This window comes from Leptotrichia hongkongensis, assembly GCF_041538065.1.
Lineage (GTDB): Bacteria > Fusobacteriota > Fusobacteriia > Fusobacteriales > Leptotrichiaceae > Leptotrichia > Leptotrichia hongkongensis.
The window spans coordinates 1-21,163 of sequence record NZ_JBGORW010000010.1; the positions used below are offsets into that span (position 1 = coordinate 1).

18 protein-coding genes are annotated in these 21,163 nt (G+C 30.9%); all 18 read right to left on the bottom strand.

Features of this window, described 5'->3' with window-relative positions; all coding sequences use genetic code 11:
• Positions 1 to 257: 257 nt before the first annotated feature.
• Positions 258 to 1,106 (bottom strand): cysteine ABC transporter substrate-binding protein, encoded by an 849-nt coding sequence (locus ACEG17_RS08220; RefSeq protein WP_372583327.1) that lies wholly within the window; start codon positions 1,104 to 1,106, stop codon positions 258 to 260.
• 37 nt (positions 1,107 to 1,143) lie between these two features.
• Positions 1,144 to 2,091, bottom strand: coding sequence for an ATP-grasp domain-containing protein (locus tag ACEG17_RS08225; RefSeq protein WP_372583328.1), 948 nt, complete (start codon positions 2,089 to 2,091; stop codon positions 1,144 to 1,146).
• Positions 2,092 to 2,123: 32 nt separating this feature from the next.
• Positions 2,124 to 3,389 (bottom strand): dicarboxylate/amino acid:cation symporter, encoded by a 1,266-nt coding sequence (locus tag ACEG17_RS08230; protein ID WP_372583329.1) that lies wholly within the window; start codon positions 3,387 to 3,389, stop codon positions 2,124 to 2,126.
• 58 nt (positions 3,390 to 3,447) lie between these two features.
• On the bottom strand, positions 3,448 to 4,230 hold the full coding sequence (locus ACEG17_RS08235; protein WP_372583330.1) for an amino acid ABC transporter ATP-binding protein: 783 nt from the start codon (positions 4,228 to 4,230) through the stop codon (positions 3,448 to 3,450).
• 27 nt (positions 4,231 to 4,257) lie between these two features.
• A complete protein-coding gene (locus tag ACEG17_RS08240; RefSeq protein ID WP_372583331.1) occupies positions 4,258 to 4,935 on the bottom strand; it encodes an amino acid ABC transporter permease in 678 nt (225 codons plus the stop codon).
• A complete protein-coding gene (locus tag ACEG17_RS08245; protein ID WP_314115103.1) occupies positions 4,916 to 5,575 on the bottom strand; it encodes an amino acid ABC transporter permease in 660 nt (219 codons plus the stop codon). The genes ACEG17_RS08240 and ACEG17_RS08245 overlap by 20 nt, the downstream gene beginning before the upstream one ends.
• Before the next feature lie 328 nt (positions 5,576 to 5,903).
• Complete coding sequence (gene priA / locus ACEG17_RS08250) at positions 5,904 to 8,186, bottom strand: replication restart helicase PriA (protein ID WP_372583332.1); 2,283 nt, start codon at positions 8,184 to 8,186, stop codon at positions 5,904 to 5,906.
• Positions 8,187 to 8,235: 49 nt separating this feature from the next.
• Entirely contained in the window at positions 8,236 to 10,350 is a 2,115-nt protein-coding gene (locus ACEG17_RS08255) for a penicillin-binding transpeptidase domain-containing protein (protein WP_372583333.1), read from the bottom strand.
• Between the two features lie 22 nt (positions 10,351 to 10,372).
• Entirely contained in the window at positions 10,373 to 11,809 is a 1,437-nt protein-coding gene (gene gatB, locus ACEG17_RS08260; RefSeq protein ID WP_372583334.1) for an Asp-tRNA(Asn)/Glu-tRNA(Gln) amidotransferase subunit GatB, read from the bottom strand.
• Positions 11,810 to 11,866: 57 nt separating this feature from the next.
• A complete protein-coding gene (locus ACEG17_RS08265) occupies positions 11,867 to 12,850 on the bottom strand; it encodes an HNH endonuclease (RefSeq protein WP_372583335.1) in 984 nt (327 codons plus the stop codon).
• Positions 12,843 to 14,354: a DNA cytosine methyltransferase gene (locus ACEG17_RS08270; RefSeq protein WP_372583336.1), complete on the bottom strand. Its 1,512-nt coding sequence runs from the start codon at positions 14,352 to 14,354 to the stop codon at positions 12,843 to 12,845. Before ACEG17_RS08270 ends, ACEG17_RS08265 begins: the two co-directional genes overlap by 8 nt.
• Before the next feature lie 19 nt (positions 14,355 to 14,373).
• A complete protein-coding gene (gene gatA, locus ACEG17_RS08275; protein ID WP_372583337.1) occupies positions 14,374 to 15,837 on the bottom strand; it encodes an Asp-tRNA(Asn)/Glu-tRNA(Gln) amidotransferase subunit GatA in 1,464 nt (487 codons plus the stop codon).
• Positions 15,838 to 15,858: 21 nt separating this feature from the next.
• On the bottom strand, positions 15,859 to 16,158 hold the full coding sequence (gene gatC, locus ACEG17_RS08280; RefSeq protein ID WP_006805047.1) for an Asp-tRNA(Asn)/Glu-tRNA(Gln) amidotransferase subunit GatC: 300 nt from the start codon (positions 16,156 to 16,158) through the stop codon (positions 15,859 to 15,861).
• Between the two features lie 24 nt (positions 16,159 to 16,182).
• Complete coding sequence (dcm, locus tag ACEG17_RS08285) at positions 16,183 to 17,415, bottom strand: DNA (cytosine-5-)-methyltransferase (RefSeq protein ID WP_372583338.1); 1,233 nt, start codon at positions 17,413 to 17,415, stop codon at positions 16,183 to 16,185.
• Positions 17,415 to 18,881 carry a Sau3AI family type II restriction endonuclease gene (locus tag ACEG17_RS08290; protein ID WP_372583339.1) on the bottom strand — a complete coding sequence of 489 codons (1,467 nt, stop codon included), beginning with the start codon at positions 18,879 to 18,881 and terminating at the stop codon, positions 17,415 to 17,417. The genes dcm and ACEG17_RS08290 overlap by 1 nt, the downstream gene beginning before the upstream one ends.
• 67 nt (positions 18,882 to 18,948) lie before the next feature.
• Entirely contained in the window at positions 18,949 to 19,611 is a 663-nt protein-coding gene (locus ACEG17_RS08295) for an HAD-IB family phosphatase (RefSeq protein WP_372583340.1), read from the bottom strand.
• 22 nt (positions 19,612 to 19,633) lie between these two features.
• Positions 19,634 to 20,320 (bottom strand): pseudouridine synthase, encoded by a 687-nt coding sequence (locus ACEG17_RS08300; RefSeq protein WP_021744831.1) that lies wholly within the window; start codon positions 20,318 to 20,320, stop codon positions 19,634 to 19,636.
• 20 nt (positions 20,321 to 20,340) lie between these two features.
• Entirely contained in the window at positions 20,341 to 21,054 is a 714-nt protein-coding gene (scpB, locus tag ACEG17_RS08305; protein WP_372583341.1) for an SMC-Scp complex subunit ScpB, read from the bottom strand.
• Positions 21,055 to 21,163: the final 109 nt, after the last annotated feature.

Here is a 21,163-nt window from a genome sequence, read left to right on the forward strand (position 1 = left end):
ATGAAAGGTTTCTCCTTAATGTGGTTTGGTAGATTTACATTATATCAGAAACCTTTCTTTTTTGTATATGCTTGTCACATATGTATTATCTCACAACATTATAAAAAATAAAAATAGAATGAGATTTTTTATAACTATTCTTAATATTTTATATTCAAATAAATAATTATTTGCAATCCAGCAAAAAGAAAAATAAAACTGCCTCAATATTCTGAAGCAGTTCACTTTTTTATTTTCATAAATTATGATTTATCTGTCTATTTATTTTCGATAATCACTGTTTTTGGATCAACTTTATTTCCGTAAACAGGCTCAAGAGTTGCTTTATATGCTTTTTCAAAGAACCCTTCCTTAGTAAGAGCATCTATTTCAGTATTTAGCCAATCTAACAATTCCTTGTTCCCTTTTCTTACAGCTGGAGCAATGTAGTCCTGGTCCCCTAGCTGTTTAATATCCACAACAAATCCTGGATTTTCTGTTGCCCATGCAAATACTAGAGTATTATCGTGTGCAAGTGCAGCTCCCCTTTTATCTAATAATGCGTTAAATGTTTCTGTGTTTTGGTCATATTTTAGTAATTCTATATCTGGATGATTTTTAGTAAAGTAGATTTCTGCTGTTGTTCCTTTGTTAACTATCAATTTTTTACCTTTCAGCTCCTTCACATCTTTTATTGGAGCACCTTCTGGTGAAACAATCCCTAGTGATACCTTCATATAAGGCTTTGCAAAATCAACTTTTTGTTTTCTTTCGTCTGTTACTGTAAAGTTCGCTAGAATAATGTCAACTTTATTTGATAATAAATATTCCACTCTGTTTGCAGCTTCTAATGTGATAAATTCTATTTTATTTTCGTCACCTAATAAATCTTTTGCAAGTCTTTTTGCCAAATAAATATCATAACCTTGATTTTTCCCATTTTCATCAACAAATCCAAATGGCGGCTTATCTCCAAATACTCCTATTCTTATTTTTCCTACTTTTTTTATTGCCTCAATTGATCCTGGTTCAGCACTTCCCTTTCCACCTTTTCCACAGCTTATTGCAAATACTCCTAAAACTAAGATTGCAATAATTTTTACAAACCTTTCAAAATTCTTTTTCATAATTACCTCCAAGTTTATTTAATATTTTTGTTATTTCTTATCCTAATTTTTCCAATTCATCTTTTAAATATTTTGCTAGTTCCAACATAGCATATTTCCCAGCTATTTTTTCAGCATCGGCATTGTAGTTGGTATTTGTATTTATGTCATAAACAAAAACTTCGTTGTTTTCATTTATGATAAACTCTATTGCCGCCACATCTATGTGGTTTTCTTTCAAAAATTTTTCATATTTTTCAATTTGATTTTCTGGCAATCTTTCGATAATTCTAAATTTTGTTTTTTCTGCCGCTTCTTCTCCTACAGGACAGAATTTATCATTTATCTGGCACGAATCTGCTGGACATAGTTCAAATCCATCGCTTGAGTCAACTTTTACGGCATAAAGATATTTTCCACCTATAAATTCAGCTCTTATGATATGCCCATCCACAGGCTTCACATATTCCTGAATCAAGCTTATTCCATCGACAGAATCTTCAAAATCATTTCCATTTACATAATTGTCAAGCTCTTCATAACTTCTTATAAGCCTTACTCCAAGCCCTTTTCCAGCTCTGTTGTGCTTTATGATAAAAGGATATGTGCCAAGTTCCTTTGCGGCATTTAAGATTTGCCCTTTTCCCACAGCTCCCAATGTTTTTGGAGTATTTATCCCTGCCTTTTGGAGTAAAATATATTGTTTCAGCTTGCTCACTTCAAGATTTATTGCAGATGTCCCATTAATTACACGGACTGCTTCTGTTCCTTTGTTTTCCAGCCATGTTAAGACTTGCTCCGTTAATTCTGGCGCATATCTATGCCCTCTTGTATGTGAAGAAGCACTCATTCTGTTATAATACACGCCTTTTTCAGGATCTTTTCCTATATTTAATATTCCTTCTGACAAATCTAGTTCTTCATAAGGAACTGACAATTCATCCAGCCTTGCAGTAAGATGTCTTGTCCAATCCATATTTTCATGAATTATATATACTTTTGACATATTTTCATCCTTTCTATTTTTATTTTTAAAGTTTATTCAGCTACAGCTGCATTTTCTCGAAGTCCAGCATATACTTCCTCTGTTTCCACAACTTCGTATTCTGCAGTTTTTTCAATAATTGCAGGAACAAGCGTGTTTCCAACTACATTTACCGCTGTACGTCCAGCATTTGCCAAAAAGTCAACTGATACAATTAGGGCAATACCTTCTGCAGGTAAATTAAGCTGCGTCGCAGTTGCAAGCAGTACAACCAATGCTCCAGATGGAACTGCTGCAATTCCTTTTGTAATTATTGTCAAAAATAATATTAACGGTATTAATTGACCCCATGTAAGCGGAGTTGAGTACAAGTTTGTTATAAATGTTACTGATAAACTTATATAAATGCAGGCTCCAATAAGATTGAATGAATATCCAAGCGGTGTAGCAAAAGCTGAAACTGATTCAGATATTCCATTTTCTTCACTACGTTCAAGAAGTGTAGGTAAAACTACTGCAGAACCTCCTGTTGTAAAAGCTATTAGTACCAAATCCTTAATATTTGATAATAATTTTAAATAAGGAACTTTGAATATGTATGCAATAATCGGAAATACAACTAATAGAGCTGCCAAGTATCCAACATAAAGAAGCAGTACAAACTGTCCTAGCAAGTACAAATCTCCAAGTCCAGTTTTCGCCACATTGCTTGCAATCAGCCCAAACACTCCCACAGGTGCAAATGCAATGGCATAATCTACAATCTTATACATAGCCTTTATCCAAGATTCAAAGAATGTTATAACAGGTTTATTGTCATCTCCAACAGCAATTAAGGCAATTCCCAAAAATACCGCAAAAAATATAACCGGTAGAAGATTTCCATCTGCAAATGCTGTAAATACATTTTTAGGTACAATTGATGTTAAGAAATCGCTCAAATTAATGTTAGAAGCAACATCTTTAATAGCTTCTGTGGAAATGCTTCCAGCTTTTATATTTGCACCAATTCCTGTTACTTTCCCTAAAATAAGGCTAAGCGTGATTACTAACGTTGTAATTGAGAAAAAGTGTAAAAATGTCTTAAATGCAAGATTTCCAAACTTTTTAGTATTTTTCATTGTAACTATTGATAAAACAACCAGCGGGAATACAAGTGGCACAATAACCATCTGAACTAAACTTGTAAACAGCACTCCCAGTATTTTTAACTCTTTAGCAAATGACGGAAATAACTGTCCGATCAAAATCCCTAATAGCGCACCAATCAATATCTGTGCCAATAAATTCAATTTTCTAAATCCTAATAATTTTTTCATACTTTCATTCTCCCTTCAACAATTAGCATTCACTAAATTGTTTTACTAAATTTTTTATTTATATCAACAAAGCTGATTCCACCTTATCTTTCTTTTCAAAATTAAATATATTTAAGAATTTCTTAGCTCTTTCAGTTTTTGGATTTCTAAAAAATTCCAGCGGATAATTTGTTTCAACGATTTCTCCAGAATCCATAAATACTATCCTATCTGCAACTGCTTTAGCAAATTTCATTTCATGAGTAACGATTATCATTGTCATTCCTTCCTTTGCCAGTTCCAGCATTACATCCAGCACTTCCCTTACCATTTCAGGATCAAGTGCCGCTGTAACCTCATCAAACAGCATTATTTCTGGATTCATACATAGTGATCTTATAATTGCTATTCTTTGTTTTTGTCCTCCTGACAGTTCTCTTGGATATGAGTTCTTTTTATCCAGAAGTCCTACTCTTTCCAACAATTTTTCTGCTTGTTCTGTAACTTCCTTTTTATCCCTTTTCTGTACTTTAAGCGGTCCTAACAGAAGATTTTGCATAACTGTCATATGGTCAAATAATTCGTAACTTTGAAACACCATTCCTATTCTCTGGCGTATTAAATGCCATTTTGTCTTGTCTTTATTAATAACATTTCCTTGTAATTTTATTTCTCCAGACTGAATTTCTTCAAGTCCGTTTACACATCTTAAAAGTGTACTTTTCCCACATCCAGAAGGTCCTAATATTACTACAACCTCGCTTTTATTTACTGAAAGTGAAACTCCTTTTAGTGCGGGTATGCCTTTTTTGTATTCTTTTTTTATATCAGAAAGTTCCAATAAAACTTCCGAATCTGCCATTTTGCTTACCTCCGTTTCCTTTATTTTTTAAACAGCCCATTTTTTCTCCATTTTTTTTGATAATAATGTAATCGGATAACAAATTATGAAATATAGAAAAAATATGAACAGATACACCCAGAATGGTGCCATCGGATTTTTCCTGCTTGAAAACTCTATAATTTGCCGTCCTATTTTTAGAACTTCTGCAACTTCTATAAAAATCGCAAGTGAAGTTGTCTTAATCATTCTTGTTATAAGGTTTACCGCCGCAGGTGCAATTCTTCTTACTGCCTGCGGAAGCAGCACATATCTATAAACCTGAATTGTATCAAGCCCCAAAGCCTTTGCACTTTCTCCTTGAATTTTTGGAAGAGAAATAATAGCTCCTCTCACAATATCCATCATTTCAGCCGTTCCCCATATCACAAATACTATTATTGTCGTAGTTTCTGAATCAATATGCAAATCAAAGCCTTTTGCAACTCCAAAATAAATTATGAACAGCCACACAAGCAAGGGAATGATTCTCATACTTTCCAGATAAAACTTCAATATTCCATAAATAATTTTATTTTTTGAAGTCATAACTATTCCTAGAATTAATCCAAGCAATATTGAAAATACTATGGAAACAAGAGCAATTTGTCCTGTTACAACAAGTCCACCCATAAGCCTTTGCAAATTGACTCCTTTAAAAATAACATCAATTCCCGACAGTTGCATATCTTATTCTCCTTTCAATTACTGTTAAAATAAACGAAACTGGTAAAATAATAATCAAATATGCTGCAACAAGCATAAACAGACTTTCATTCGTTTTATAATAAAGCCCTATCAAATCCCGTGTCAGATACATCAGTTCCATTAAAGCCAAAATCCCTATTACTGAAGTTTCTTTCAAAAGAAATATTATATTTGCCGCTATCGCTGGAAATGAAACCGTAAATGCCTGTGGCAGTATCACGTTAGTTATAAGCTGTGATTCTGTAAGTCCAATACTTAACCCAGATTCCCTCTGCCCTTTCGTAACCGACTCCAATCCGCTCCGAAATGCCTCACACATGTAACTTCCACCAAGGAAAGATAATCCAATTACCGCACAAATATGCGAATTAAACGTAATTCCAATTTTTGGAAGCCCAAAATACAGAAAGAATAACTGTATTACAAGTGGCGTATTTCTCGAAAGTTCAATATAAATTCCCACAATCTGCCTAACAGCTGGAACTCTATAATAAAGCACCAATGCACAAACTATTCCAATCAATATTGAAAATACAATTCCAAAAATTCCTATAATCACAGTCAATTTCATTGCTTCTAAATATTTAGGAATATTTTCTATTATAAAATTAAAGTCCATTTTTGTATTTCCTTTCTAAGAATGTTATTATATATTCTATTTTTTTACCCCTTATATTTGTATGTAAAAACATTATACTATAAAAAATTTTATTTGTAAAGAATTATTTTTGTATATACACAAAAAATATTTTATACTATACTCAAACCTATTTTAAATTAAACTGCTAAAATTATATAAATTTATGGTTTGAGTAAAATAGTCATAGCTTTTGAGTTTGGTTTTAAATAAGTTTTACTATAATACTAAATTATAACTACAACAAAAAAAGAAGCAAAATCCTAAAATTCCACTTCTTAAGTATATTAAATATTTTTAAAAACAAAAATTACATCATATTTACAGGATCTACATCAATTGTAACCCTAACTTTCTTTTCCCTTTCCCGAAATTTACCTACACATTTTTTTATAATTTTTTTTATTTTCAAGATATTTTCTCTTTCAAATTTAAAAAATATCTGATATCGGTATCTTCCATTTATTTTGTAAATTGGAGATTTGAAAGCATCTGAGATAAAATCATTTTGAGTTAAATTCATAGTTGCATTTACATTTCTTATAATCTCTTCACGCAAAATTTTGGCTTTTTCCATTACCAAATTTTCTTCCGTTGCTGAAATTACCAAAATTACGATTCGTCCAAAAGGCGGATAATTTAACATTTTTCGCATAATCATCTCGTTTTTGTAATATCCCTCATAATCACTTTCAATTGTTTTTTTTATTACATCATTTTCGCCATTAAAAGTCTGAATAATCACTTCCCCATCCTTTTCTCCACGCCCTGCACGCCCTGAAGCCTGTGTCAGTAACTGAAAAGTCTTTTCTGAAGCCCGAAAGTCTGGAAAATTTAGGATTATATCAGCATTAATTACTCCGACTAATGTTACGTTTGAAAAATGCAGTCCCTTTGCGATAATCTGTGTTCCAAGCATTATGTCGTATTTGTGATTTTTAAAGTCGTTGTAGGCTTTTTCATAATTTTGCTTAGTTTTTATACTTTCCGAATCTACTCTTACAATTCTTGCAGATGGAAATGCCGTCGCTAATTCCTCTTCAATTTTTTCCGTCCCAGCCCCAATTTGTCTCATTTTATGTCCGCCACATTCATCACATGTGTTGTCAAAACGTTTTTCATATCCACAGTAATGGCACTTGAGGCGATTATCATATTTATAATAGTTTAAAGAAATACTGCAATTCGGACAAGTCGGAATATTTCCACATTCCTTGCATTTCAGCAAGTTTGAAAATGCTTTTCTATTCAAAATCAAGATAACCTGCTCATTTTTTTGCAATGTCTGAGAAATCCTATCTAGCAGTTCTTCTGAAAAATTTTCTGTCGTTTCATTCAAATCCACAATTTTAAATTTTGGAAGTTTAGCATTCTTATACCGTTTTGTCAGCTCAATTAATTCAATATCGCCCTGCTGTGCCTGATAATAAGTTTCAAAAGATGGAGTTGCCGAACCTAAAATCACTTTTATCTTTTCACTTTTTACAATTTCAGCTTCTTCCAAATTATCATTTTTCTCTAATTCACTATTTTTTTCAAGTTTTTCATATTTTTTTAAATTCTCATTTTGCAAAAATGCCCTTTTTATCGCCACATTTTTTACGTGATACCGTGGATTATTCTCCTGTTTATACGTATTTTCATGCTCCTCATCCACAATAATATATTTCAAGTTCTGAACAGGTGCAAAAACCGCCGACCTTGCTCCAATCACAATTTTTTTTTCGCCATTTCGTATGAAAGTCCACTCTTCCCGCTTTTCCTTGTCTGTAAGTTTACTATGAAGAATAGCCACTTCATTGTGAAATTCCTCCTCAAGCCTTTGTATCATCTGAACTGTAAGTGAAATTTCAGGTACCAAAAAAATACTGCCAAACCCTTGTTTCAAGGCTTCCTTTATCAAATTAATATAAATTTCCGTCTTCCCCGAGCCAGTTATCCCCTTTAACAGAAAAATCTGATTTTCACTATTTTTTATCGTATCCACAGCCTTTTGCTGCTCGTCATTCAAAATAATTTCCTTTTCTACAATTTCACTTTTTCCCTTTTCTCTTTTTGAAATTTTAGAATTTAAAATAACTTTCTTTTCAATGGAAATAACCTTTTCATTTACAGCTCTTTCCACAATTTCGCTAGAAAAATTCTTTTTCAAAGTTGCAACGGTAACTTCATGACGTTTTTTCATATATTCATTAAATTTTTTTATTTCCTCAATTTTTTCCACTTCCAAAGTTTCATTATTTTCAGAAAATTCCTTTTGGAAAATGGCTTTTTTGGAATAATTTAACTTCAATGCTCCTGGATAAACTGCCTTTATTACGCTATAATAATCACTTATATAATAATTTTTTATCCACCTTATAAGCTGCATAATATCGGATGGAATGGATAAAACTGGGGCAGCATCCTTAATTTTTTTCACTTTTGAAATATCAAACTGAATCTGATTTTCATTAACAATTGCTACAATAAGCCCCATTTTATCCTTATTTATAAAATTGACAATGCACCATTGTCCAATTTCATACTTTTCTTCCGATTTATACGTATATATTCCCTGATTATTTTCCACATAAATTTCATAATAATACATTTTTACCCCTTAACATTTCTTCCTCAATTAATTTTTATAAAAGATATCTTTATTCCAGCATTATCTGTATCTTCGTCTGTTTATCAAGTTTAGTCCCTTTTTCAGGAAATTGGGAAACAATCTTTCCACTTCCAGTAATCTCATATTGTGAAAATTTCCCTTGCGGATAAATTGACAAAAATTCCCTAAGACTAATTCCCGTCAAATCAGGCATAATATTTTTCTCAAAATCCTTCTTAATTTTTCCTAAATCTTTTTTCACTTCCTGCTCAACAAATCCAGTATTCTTAACAAGCGTCTTAACTTGACCATTTGGTTGAATTCTTTTATGGTTAATTAATTTTTGCAACACATTTCTTGCTGTCGGTAAAGCAACTTCTGAACCATAAATAAAGTTCCCTTTAGGCTCATTAATTGTTATTAATATAGCATATTTAGGTTTGTCTACTGGAAAAAATGCAAAAAACGAGCTGACATGTAAATTTTTATATCCTCCCTTTTCTGCTTTTTGGGCAGTCCCTGTTTTTCCACCAATACGATAACCAGCAATATATGCATCTTTACCAGTTCCTCTAGTTACACTCGCTTCCATATATCTTCGGCTTAATTTTGAAACTTCATCACTAAACACTTTTCTTATTACAACAGGTTTGTTCTGTTTGACAATATTTCCTTTACTATCTTCCACTTTATCCACCAAATAAGGTTTTAATAACTTCCCATCATTAATAACTGCATTTAATGCCATCATTATCTGAATCTGCGTCATCGAAATCCCTTGTCCATAACCCATTGTTGATCTTCCTACCTTGTTTAATTTTTTGGATTCAACAAGTTTTTTGGTTGATTCAAAATAAGTGTCTATACCTGTTTTTGTTCCTAATCCAAGATTTGAAAAATAATTAAGAACAGTATCATTGTTCAACATTAGCATTATTCTTACCATTATTACATTTGAAGATTTTGCAATCGCATCAGCTAGACTTAAATTACCACTCACACTATTATCATGTTCTCTAAGTGTTCTATCATCTACTCTTATCGAACCTCCTGTATAAAGCTGCGTATTTTCATCAATTTTTTTGGTTTCAAGACCCATTGCAACTGTTATAGGCTTAAATATAGACCCTGGTTCAAAAAAATCTGTAATAGTTCTATTTTTTATATTTGATTTATCCTCTGATTTAGGATACGAAGACATTGCAATCACTTTACCAGTTTCCACTTCTATCAAAATTCCCATTGCCGATTCTGCCTTATGGTCTACATAAGCCTGTTCCAGTTCGCTATTAAGGGTATCCTGCATAAAACTGTCAATAGTAAGGACAAGATTATTACCTTCTTCTTCTTTCCTGTCTTCTGATTTCTTCATTTTTCCAAATTTCATAATTTCCTGCAATGCCTTTGGAACTTTTCTAAGACCCGTCGTAATACCTGTTTTACCTGAAAGCTCTTTATCGTAATACTTTTCAATTCCATACATACCTCTGTTTTCTTTATTAACAAAACCTACTGTTTCCTGAAAAGCATTATTTTGAACATAGCTTCTTGTAAACATTGTTTCAAATGTTACACCTTTATATCTTCTTTTATATCCCTCTTTTTTTAGAGTTTTCACGTTTTTAATATCATTATCAATTTCAGCTTCAATAGCTATTTTTGTATTATAAGGAATTATATAATCGATTTTTAGATATTTTTTCTGTTCAGTTTTACGTTTTAAATACTCATTTTTATATTTTTCAGTTTCCAGATTAGGAATATATGTTTTCAACATTTCTAGCACTGTATTAATATTTTTTTCTTCAATCAAGCTGGGATCAAGATTAATAATAAACTGCTCATTGTCATAAGCTAGAACCTGTCCATCACTTGTAGATATTTTCCCTCTTTTAGCTTTAGTAAAGCTTTTTGATGAATACTGTTTTTCTCCTTCATCTCTTAATTTGTTTCCACCTTTTGTTTGAATACTGTAAACTTTCCCAAGTATTGCAATAAATCCTATAGTTGTAAACAAAACCAATAAACCAAATCTTCCTCTGAATGTATTTAAATATCTCAAAAATACCTTCAAAAATTTTTCAGTTTCCTGATCTTTTCTATTCTTTTCTATATTTGACTTTGCCCTGTCAATAATACTACTTTTTTTATTACCCTTTTTCATTTTTCTCCTAATTTAACCAATATTAACCTTCAAGTCTTGCTAAAATCATTTCATTAATCATTTGCGGATTAGCCTTACCTTTAGAAAGTCTCATTGACTGTCCCATAAGATATTTTAGCGCGTTACTCTTTCCAGCCTTATAATCTTCCACAGATTGAGGATTTTCAGCCAGCACCTGCTCTACAATCTTTTCAATTTCGCTGTTGTCTGTAATTTGAACAAGCCCTTTTTCCTTTACGATAATTTCAGGATCTTTATTTTCTGAAAGCAATATTTCAAATACATCTTTTGCAATTTTTGAACTAATCGTATTAGCTTTTATCAATTTAATTAATTTTCCAATATTTTCAGGCTCAACAGAAAATTCCTCAATAGAAATATTTTTTTCTTTTAGCACACGTAAAATTTCTGTCAATACCCAGTTTGCCGCAAGTCTTGAATCATCCGAAACTTTTACAACTTCCTCATAATATTCAGCCAGTTCCTGCTCTGACGAAAGAGTAGCTGCTTCCATTTCATTCAATTTATACTCATTAATAAATCTTTTTGCCTTTTCATCTGCAAATTCAGGCATTTCATCCTTTACATTTGAAAGTCTTGATTCAGTAATGATAATCGCTGGCAAGTCAGGCTCTGGAAAATATCTGTAGTCCATCGCTTCCTCTTTGCTTCTCATCGGCTTTGTTACCGCATTTTCCTCATCCCAAAGTCTTGTTTCCTGAACTACACGCCCGCCATTTTCAAGCACTTCAATTTGTCTGTTTGTTTCATATTCAATCGCCTTTACAACCGCCTTAAACGAGTTCAAGTTCTTAGTTTCCGTTCTAGTTCCAAGTTTTGTTTCGCCTTTTTTTCTAACAGAAACATTAGCATCGCATCTAAGTGATCCAAGTTCCATGCTTACATCACTAACTTTCGTATATTTCAGCCTATCCTTCAATGTATTCAAATAAGCATATGCTTCCTCAGCATTTTTTATCTCAGGCTTTGAAATAATCTCGATTAACGGTACAGAGGCCCTGTTATAATTTAACAAGGTTTCAGAAGCCGTATGAATACTTTTCGCTGTATCTTCCTCAATCTGTATTCTTTCAATTCCAACACTTGCTTCCTTCCCACTATTCGTCGTGATTTTCAAAACCCCATTTTCAGCATAAGGCTTAAAAAACTGTGTTATTTGATAATTTTTTGGCGAATCAGGATAAAAATAATTTTTTCTATCAAAATAACTCTCCCTGTTTATCTCACACCCAAGTGCAAGCGCCGCCTTTATCGCATAATCCAGCACTTTTTCATTCAATTTTGGTAAAGCACCAGGCTGCCCTGTACAAATAGGACATACCGCAGTATTTGGCTCTTTATTATCATAATCCGCATCACAAGAACACCATACTTTCGTATTCGTTTTCAATTGACAATGCACTTCTAGTCCGATGACTGTTTCATATTCCATACTCATTTTTTAATTTTTCCCTTTCTTTAATAAAATTTCCTGTTGTATTTATTAAATACTATTTTAACCTTTAAAAATATTCTCTCTATGATATTTTAAATACTTTTCCCTTTTATCATCTAAACTTAACTTTTCAATTAACATTCCATTATAAATTCCCAGTCTTTTTTGATTCATTGGAGATAACCAAGGCGATACTTTCAAAGTTTTATCACTTTCAAAAGTAATAAACCCTCTATCAAATAATTTATCATATGTCGGAGTGAACATAAAACCATTTTTAGGGTCTATCTTTTCTTTATCATTTGATTTTACCCAAGGTTTTATATGAGAAGCAATCAACAATCTTTCATCATTTACTAATGTAAAAGGACAAAATGGGCATTCTTCCAATAATTTTTCTCTGTATACTCCTTGTCCGACTCTCGCATTTATTAATTTTTCCTTTTGTTTCTCGCTTATAGATAATTCTCTTATTTGTTTTTCTTGTTTAGTTTCTTCTGAAGTTCTATAGCCAACTATATCAGGTCTATAATCAATAAAAATTTTAAAATAATAATATATTTTTTCTTTTTTATCTTTTAATTTTAAAACTGATAAATAAGAAATATTTGGTAGTGCGACTTCTCTCATAAAATCATAAAAAGTTGACTCTGAATTAATATAAACTCTTGGAGGTGCCACATTAACACGATTAATCAAAAAATTTAGAATTTCTTTATTACTAATACTCTCTAATTTTTCTTTTAATTTATTCAATCTTGATGGCATTTCATCTTTCTTTACATAATCCTGTTGCGGATTTAAGTATTCTTCTTCAGCATCTCTTATAAAATTTCTAAAATCTTTCTTTAAAAAAAAGCAATTTAAATTATGTATATTCCCAAAAAAATTATAGGTTTTTTCATTTTCATTACCAACATACAATTTTGCTTCTCCATGACCTTTTCCAATTTTATTTTTTACAAAAGAATCCGCAAGCGTTATATATTCTAATGTGTCAACTATTTCATATTTTTTACTTAATATATTTATAAAATTACTCATTACAACCCTCCATTTCAAAATCATATGAATTTATTATTTTTTTCATTATTGCCATTAAAACGTCAACTACAATTGAATTTCCAGCTTGCTGATACATTGACGTATCTGAAACTACAATTTTAAAACTGTCACAAAATCCCATTAATCTTAAACATTCTCTAGGCGTTAATTTTCTTAATCTTCCTTCTGTTGTAACGTAATTATCTACTCCTGCCCTATGCATTTTATGCATTGTTTTTAAAAGAGGTCTTGCTACTTCTAAATCTGTTTTAGGTTTAGAACAAAATCCCTTTGTTCCTGTTGACATTACATATTTCACAATTTTTTCTGATAAAAAGTATTTTTCTAAATCTTGCATTGTTTCTTCTTTTATCTTATTATCTTCTACAAACTTAAAATCTCCATGCCAGTTAAATTGTTGATTTTTTTTCTGACATAATTGAATATCTCCATCAATTTGTGTAAATCTTTTTATTAAATTTTTTTCCGATAAAACAAAATTGGCACCTTTTTCTCGTAAATAATATTTTCCAGAAACATTCTCAATTAAAAAATTTTGCATTGTTTTTTCTAACTTAACAGGATCTGGGAATGTAAATTTTTTTCTTAACTTTAAATCTTTTCTAAATCCTACTACAAAAACTCTCTCTCTATTTTGCGGTATTCCATAATCTTTTGAATTTAAAATTTTATAATCCCAGTCATAACCTAAATCTGAAAAAACTTGTTTCATTATTTCCCAAGTTCTTCCACTATCATTCCCTAAAACTGCTCTCACATTTTCATAAATAAAAACTTTTGGTTTTATTTCTTCAACAAGTCTTGCAAATTCATAAAACAAAGTTCCTCTCGTATCTTGTAATCCTCTTTGTTTCCCAACCAAGCTAAAACTTTGGCAAGGAGAACCACCAACAAATAAATCAATTTTACCTCTATACTGCTTTCCATCTAAAAAAGAAACATTCCAATGAAAATCCTCTTCTTTAATATTATAATTAGCAAAATAACTTTGTCTAACTTTATTTCTAGCAATTTCTTTTTTATAAAGATTATCAATATATTTTTTTTTCTCTTCATAAGAAAGATTCTTAATTTGATTTTGAATAAACAAAGTTCTCATTTTTTCATAAAACATTGATAGCTTGTCATTGTATTCTTTTAGTATTTTTTTTAATTTTTTCTCGTTTAAATTTTCTTCCATTAATAGTTCTATTTCATTTTTTAATGTTATATATTCTTCAGAAATTTCTTTATTTATATTTTCTTTTCCTAATAATTCAATTTCTTCTTTTAATTCTGCTACAGTATTAGTTTTAATTTTTTTAGATAAAATATCGACATCTCCATTATCACAAGCAAATACTATTTCATGTTCAATTTCCATTCGCTTTAATGCATGCTCAATTGCTCCAATCCCACTAAAAACCGTAGCAACTTTTAACTTTTTATTCAATTTTATATCTTCAATTTCTTCCATACTATTCCCAAAATCTAATTTGTACATTAATTCCCCCTAATTTCTCTTATAACTCTAGATATTCTATCTCTCCACGTTCCTTCTCAAATTTATTTGCCACATTAAACAATAAATCTTCCCTAAAATAATTTCCAATCAGCTGTATTCCCACAGGAAGTCCATTTACAAAGCCACCTGGCACTGATATTGCAGGCAATCCTGCCATATTTACCGAAACTGTGTAGATATCAGCTAGGTACATTTGAACAGGATCTGTATTTTTTTCACCTTTTTTAAATGCTGTTGTCGGAGAAACTGGTGTCAAAATCAAGTCGACTTCTGAAAGAACTCGTGAAAAATCATCTCTTATTAATCTTCTAACTTGAGAGGCCTTTTTATAATAAGCATCATAAAATCCTGAACTTAACACATAATTTCCAATCATAATTCTACGCTTCACTTCATCTCCAAAACCTTCTGTTCGTGATTTTACATACATTTCCTCAATATTCTCATCACTTTTTCTAACTCCATATCTCACTCCGTCATATCTTGACAAGTTTGAAGCTGCCTCAGCCGATGAAATTATATAATAAGTGGAAATTGCGTATTTTGTGTAAGGCAACGATACTTCCTTCACTTCTGCTCCAAGTTTTTTCAATGTTTCCACAGTTTTATCCACAACTTCCTTTATTGATTTATCCAGTTCATCTGAAAAATATTCTTTTGGAAGCCCAATTTTCAATCCTTTTATATCATTTTCAAGCAAAGATAAATAATCTGGCACTTCCACATCCGCAGTTGTCGGATCATTTTCATCATATCCTGAAATTATCTGCATAACTCTTGCCAAATCTTGTGAACTTTTTGCCAAAGCCCCAATCTGATCCAGCGAAGAACCAAATGCCATAAGACCGTATCTCGAAACTCTTCCATAAGTTGGCTTTATTCCCACAGTTCCAGTCAAGCTCGCAGGCTGTCTAATACTTCCACCAGTATCCGTTCCCAAAGCAACAGGTATTTCACTAGCCGCAACCGCAGCAGCCGATCCTCCACTGCTTCCTCCTGGCACTCTTTCCAAATCCCAAGGGTTAGAAGCTGGCTTTATTGACGAATTTTCATTTGAAGATCCCATCGCAAACTCATCCATATTAGCCTTCCCAACAAGTACTGCTCCAGCTTCCTTTAACTTTTTCACAACAGTCGCATCATAAACTCCCACATAATTTTTCAAAATTTGCGAAGCCGCCGTTGTCAAATCCCCTTTTGAAACAATATTATCCTTCAACGCCACAGGCACTCCAAAAAGTCCTGTATTTTCATAATTTTTTCTTCCTTCTTCGTTATTTTCTTCATCAATTTTTCGAGCCTGTTCCAATGCTTTCTCCTCAAAAATATTAGAAAAAGCCCCAACCTTATCTTCAACTGCTTTTATTCTATCTAAAAAATTTCTTGTAACTTCTTCTGAAGTAATCTCTTTATTCTTTATCATTTCAGCCAGTTCGCTAGCCGTTTTTTTGTATAAATTCATTTTTCCACCTTTCCAATTTTTCTAATTATCCGCATTTTCTCCAACAACTTTTGGTACAATTATAAATTCCTCATCCTTATTAGGCGAATTTTCTAAAATTTCCTTCTTAATTCCAGCATCCCTAACTTTATCTTCTCTCAATTTATCTTTTAAGTCCAACACATTAAAAAGTGGTTCTACATCAGTTGTATCAACCCCATTCAACTCTTCCATATGCTCAAATATTTTATTCAAATCCACCCTAAATTTCTCAATTTCACTTTCTGAAAATTCCAATTTAGAAAGTGCTGCTATTTTTAAAACATCTTCTTTACTTAACATTTAATTTTTTCCTCCTTACACTTTTTATTCATTCTCAATTATTTTTTTCAAAGTCGGTTCCAATCGTGAAATTATACCTGTCACTAAAGCATTTCCCATCATAAAATATCTATTTCTTTTTGGCATTGTATCTGTCCAGTTTGGCGGAAACATTTGTATTATTTCACATTCTATTTCAGTTAAAGTACGATATTTTTTTTGCTTATTATCATAAATAATATGCGAAGATCTATTTGTTGTTCCTTCACTTGTAAGCAGTGTCCTAGCCGGTTCTTCCATATTTTCTGGAAAAGCCATATTTCCTTCACTATAAATATACGAATGTCCTTCCTTTGTTTTCCTTTCTATTCTTTTTCCGCCCTTTAAATATTTCCATTTTTCCAATTTTTCATCTATTATTAAATATTCCTTCAAATCAAAATCATTGTAACTTTTTGCCTTTTCTATAACTTCCTTTAAAGAAAAAATATCTTCTTTAATTGAATCTACATTATAATGAAAAACGGTTCCTTCTATCATTATTCCGCTTTCAAAAAATTTTCCTTCTGAATATTCATCACTTATTTTTAAAATATTTTCATATTTATTCAGATTTATTTCTTTTTCAGAATCTATTTTTACTGGAAATACTTTATTAAAAATATTTTCCTTATTTTTTCTAAATTCCTTAGCATACTTCAAATTTTTCTTAAAAGCAAATATGAACACTCTTTTTCTTTTTTGTGGCATTGAATAATCTCCTGCATTTATAACTCTCCATTGCACATAATATCCTAATTCATCAAATGTCTTTAGCATTATTGCAAAGTCTCTTCCTCTTCTGCTTGCTGGCGATTTTAAAAGTCTATCCACATTTTCTAGAAGTACAAAAGGAGATTTTTTTTCAATTAAAACATCTTTTATATCCCAGAATAAAACTCCCTTTTTACCCTCAATACCCTTTTCCCCGCTAAGACTTCTCGCTACAGAGTAATCTTGACAGGGAAATCCTCCAACCAATAAATTATGTTCAGGTATTGATTTTTTATTAACTTTATTTATATCTTCATTCGAATTATTTTCTATTCCAAATCTTTTCAAATAGCAATTATACGCATGTTGTACTTTTGTTGAAGGTTCAAACTGATTTCCCCAGACAAAATCCCATATTTTATTTTCTTTTGCTAATCCTGTTTTTTTGTCAAAATCCTTTATTTTATTCAAACCAACTCTGAAACCTCCAACACCTGCAAATAATTCTGCAACTGTTAACTCCATTATTTTTCCTCCACTTTTTTTATTGTATTTTCAATAATTTTAATAATGTAGCCATTATTTAGCCAAAAACTCTGTTTTGTCATTTTATCTCCATTTGGCAATTCATCAGTATCTTTGCAATTTCCATTTCCATATTCTATGCCATTAATAACATATTTTGACTTTCTTGCATGTGGTCTCAAATGAAAAATTTTAGTTTCACTTTTTTTGGGCAAGTCGTTCCTTACTATTATTTTCCCATCTTTTTGTTTTTCTATTTTAAAATTTACACCTTTTTTAAATTTATTCCTGTATAAATTCCACTCCATCATTCCAACAGTTTCCAGTTCATCTATTGGCATATTCCAAAACTTAGCTCCTGTAAGTTGATATTCATCTGCCTCATTTTTTTTAAATACAACAAATAAAAATTTCTTTTCTGAAAAAAAATTATAAATTTCTGAATTTTCAAAATTCTCATTTACAAATTTTTTTATTTTTATTGCTGGAAATGACATGCTTTCTTTCGTGCGATTATTCTTTTCAACTCTTATTGTTTTAATCTCTATATTTGCCTTTTCAAATTCCTCAGCATTTTCACTTTTTACTCCTAACATTCTGTAAATCAAGATACTATTTACATGTTTCGGTTTATTTTCTATATTATATTTTTTACATAATTCTTCTATTGTTAAGCCTGTATTTTCATATATCTTTTTCAAAACTACATCTTCAAAATGTTCAGCTTCGTCTTCTTTAACAATAGAGTCATAAGTTGATATATTTCCAACAATATAAGTGTTTAAAACATAAGACATATATGACTGTTTCAAAGAGAAAGCTCTTCTTTTTGCAAGAATCTTTCCATAATATTGCTTTCGCAAACTTTTTTTTGCTGTACTTCCTTTAGTGCAGGCACCCAAATAATTAGTATCTCCTTCAGACAATTTATGAGCATTTCCAGAAATTATTTTATCAACTATTATTTGATAGTCTTTTTTTATTATTTCTAAATCTTTTTTACAGCTTTCTCCCAAAATTGAAAATAATTTAACAAAATCAATGCTGTAATCTAATTTATCTTTATTTTTATCATGAAAATACAGTATTAATAAAATTAATTGTAATTTTTCTAAGACATGAGATTTTTCAAAATCAGTTTCTATCGGATTATCATTAGGAATCATACCTATTACAAGTCTTTCTTTTGCCTTCAATTCTCCATTTTTATTTTTTATATATGGAGTCACTTTCAATTCTGTATTAGCCTTTAGAAAATCTGGATTGGGATTGCTGTTAGGTTTATAATAAAAATAATACTCCTCTATTAAGTTTCCCAGTTTACCTTTATTTTTATTCAACGTTTTTTCTAATTCCAATTCATTGTCTTTAAAATATTCTCTTAATATATCATAAAAGGTTTTCCCTATCAATCTTTTTGCATAATTTTCAATATCTTGCGGGTCTGTTTCATCATATGGCAACATATTTTCTCCTATCAAAATTCAAATCATTCTGCATTTTTCATATCAATTGTTCTTTCAGATATTAAATTTATAACTGCTTTATTTTTTTATATTCCAAAATCTCGTCAAAATCCCCAAACTCAAAAAATTCAATTCCATTTTCTTCACAAAACTTAACCGCCCTAGTCCCTTTTCTCACAAAAGCAAAATCAGCCACTTCCAATGCTTTGTAATCAGATGGACCATCGCCTACGAAATAAGTTGTGTAGCCCTGTTTTTTATAATTTTCTACAGCTTCTTTCTTGTCAACGCCGTAATAACCTTCCTTGTCCAAAAATGGATTTTCCACAGTAATTTGGTTTTTATCAGTTCCACTAAATTTTAAATCATTTGATATAACTTCGCTATCTGGCAAGTTTATACCATATTTTAAAAGTGTTCCTTGTACGTTTAGCCTTGCACCTGCACTAACGATTTTAAATTCTGCTCCACTTTTTACAAAATCTATAAAAGTTTCATCAATTGTCACATTTTCCTGCAAAGTTTGAATATACTGCTCTTTTGTGATATTTAGAGAGCCTAGTCCATATTTTATAAACTCCCTTATAGAATATTCTCCAGCTCTGTATCTTTTTCGCAGTTCCTGTTTAAATTCAGGCTGATGCATTTCAAGCAAAACATCTGTCGAATCTTTTTTACTGATTGTTATATCAAAATCTATTAAAAAGATTGATTTTTTATTATTTCCCAATTTTTTCCTCCTGCCAGAAAATTTATAAACTTTTTAGATATTTAATTTCATCTTCATTCAAAGCACGATATTCTCCCACTTGCAAATTACCAAGCGTAAGTTCCCCCACTTTAATACGTTTTAATGAGTTAACATTATATCCCAATGTTTCCAGCATTTTTCTTATCTGTCTGTTTCTTCCTTCAAAAATTGCAATTCTAAGTTCCTTTTTGTCAATTTTCTTAACTTTTGCTGGTGCAGTCCTTTTCCCGTCAATTACAACTCCATGCTGCAATGCCTCAATATCCTTGTCTTCAATTTCACGGCTAACTCTTGCAATGTAGCTTTTATACAATTTCTTTCGTGGATGCATTACGTGATTGTAAACTTCCCCATCGTTACTGATTATAATTAACCCTTCTGTCATAAAGTCTAATCTTCCATAAGTAAAAAGTCTGGCACGTGATTTTATAAAGTCTACTGCAAGTCTACGCCCAAACTTGTCTTCATTTGAGCAAATCACTCTTTTTGGCTTATTTAAAATGTAATATTCATATCTTGTATTAAGTTTTACTCTTTCTCCATCAATTTTGACCACATCTTCAGGCTTCACATCCATTCCGATAATCGCCTCATGCTTATTTACGGTAACTCTTCCTTCATTTATCAGCTCATCAGCCTTCCTACGTGAACAAAATCCCGTTTCAGCTATAAATTTATTTAATCTCATTTTATTTACCTCTTTATTTTCTACTCTTTTGTTTTTTCAATTTCTTCTTTTGCTTTTAGTTCCGAATCTTCTTCTGAATTTAATTTTTCTCCCTCTTTTGAGTCTTCATTTTCTGCCTTCTCATCTTCTTTGTAAAGCAACTCAATTTTTTGAAACTGCTCATTTCCTGGCAGTTCCTGTTTTCCATGGATATTCAGATAACTGTAAAAATCATCTGTTACTTCATATAAATTTGGTGTTCCAGCCGTTTTTTTCCGTCCAGAAATATAAATTAGTTTTCTTTCCAATAGGTTTGACATAGTCTTGTCTACACCGACACTTCTAATCTGTTCTATTTCTGCTTTAGTTATGGGCCCTTTATATGCGATGATTGCTAATGTTTCCATTGCTGAACGAGATAATTTCTTTAATTTCATTTCTGGATTAAAAAATCGTTTTACATCAGAGCCAAAAAGTGGATTTGATACAAGACATACGATTCCATTTTCAATTTTTACATTTATTCCTGTATCTTTCCGTTTTTCCTTTAAATTACGCAATATTTCCTCTATCTCAAAATATTCCATTCCATAAAACTGTGCTAACTCTTTTATAGTAATCATTTCTTTTGACAAAAAAATAATTGCCTCAATTTTTTCTTCAATATCATTAATTTTATTTTTTATAGTTTCTTCTATATCTTTATTTTCTACATTTTCTTCTATTTCAATTTTTTTATTTTCAAAATTTTCCATATTCTACCATTTTATCTTTTTATTTGTTTTTAAGTTAATAATTCAATATTGGATTAATAGGGGAATTCTCTTTTTTTGTTTCTCCAGAAAATTCCCCTAATTCTATATT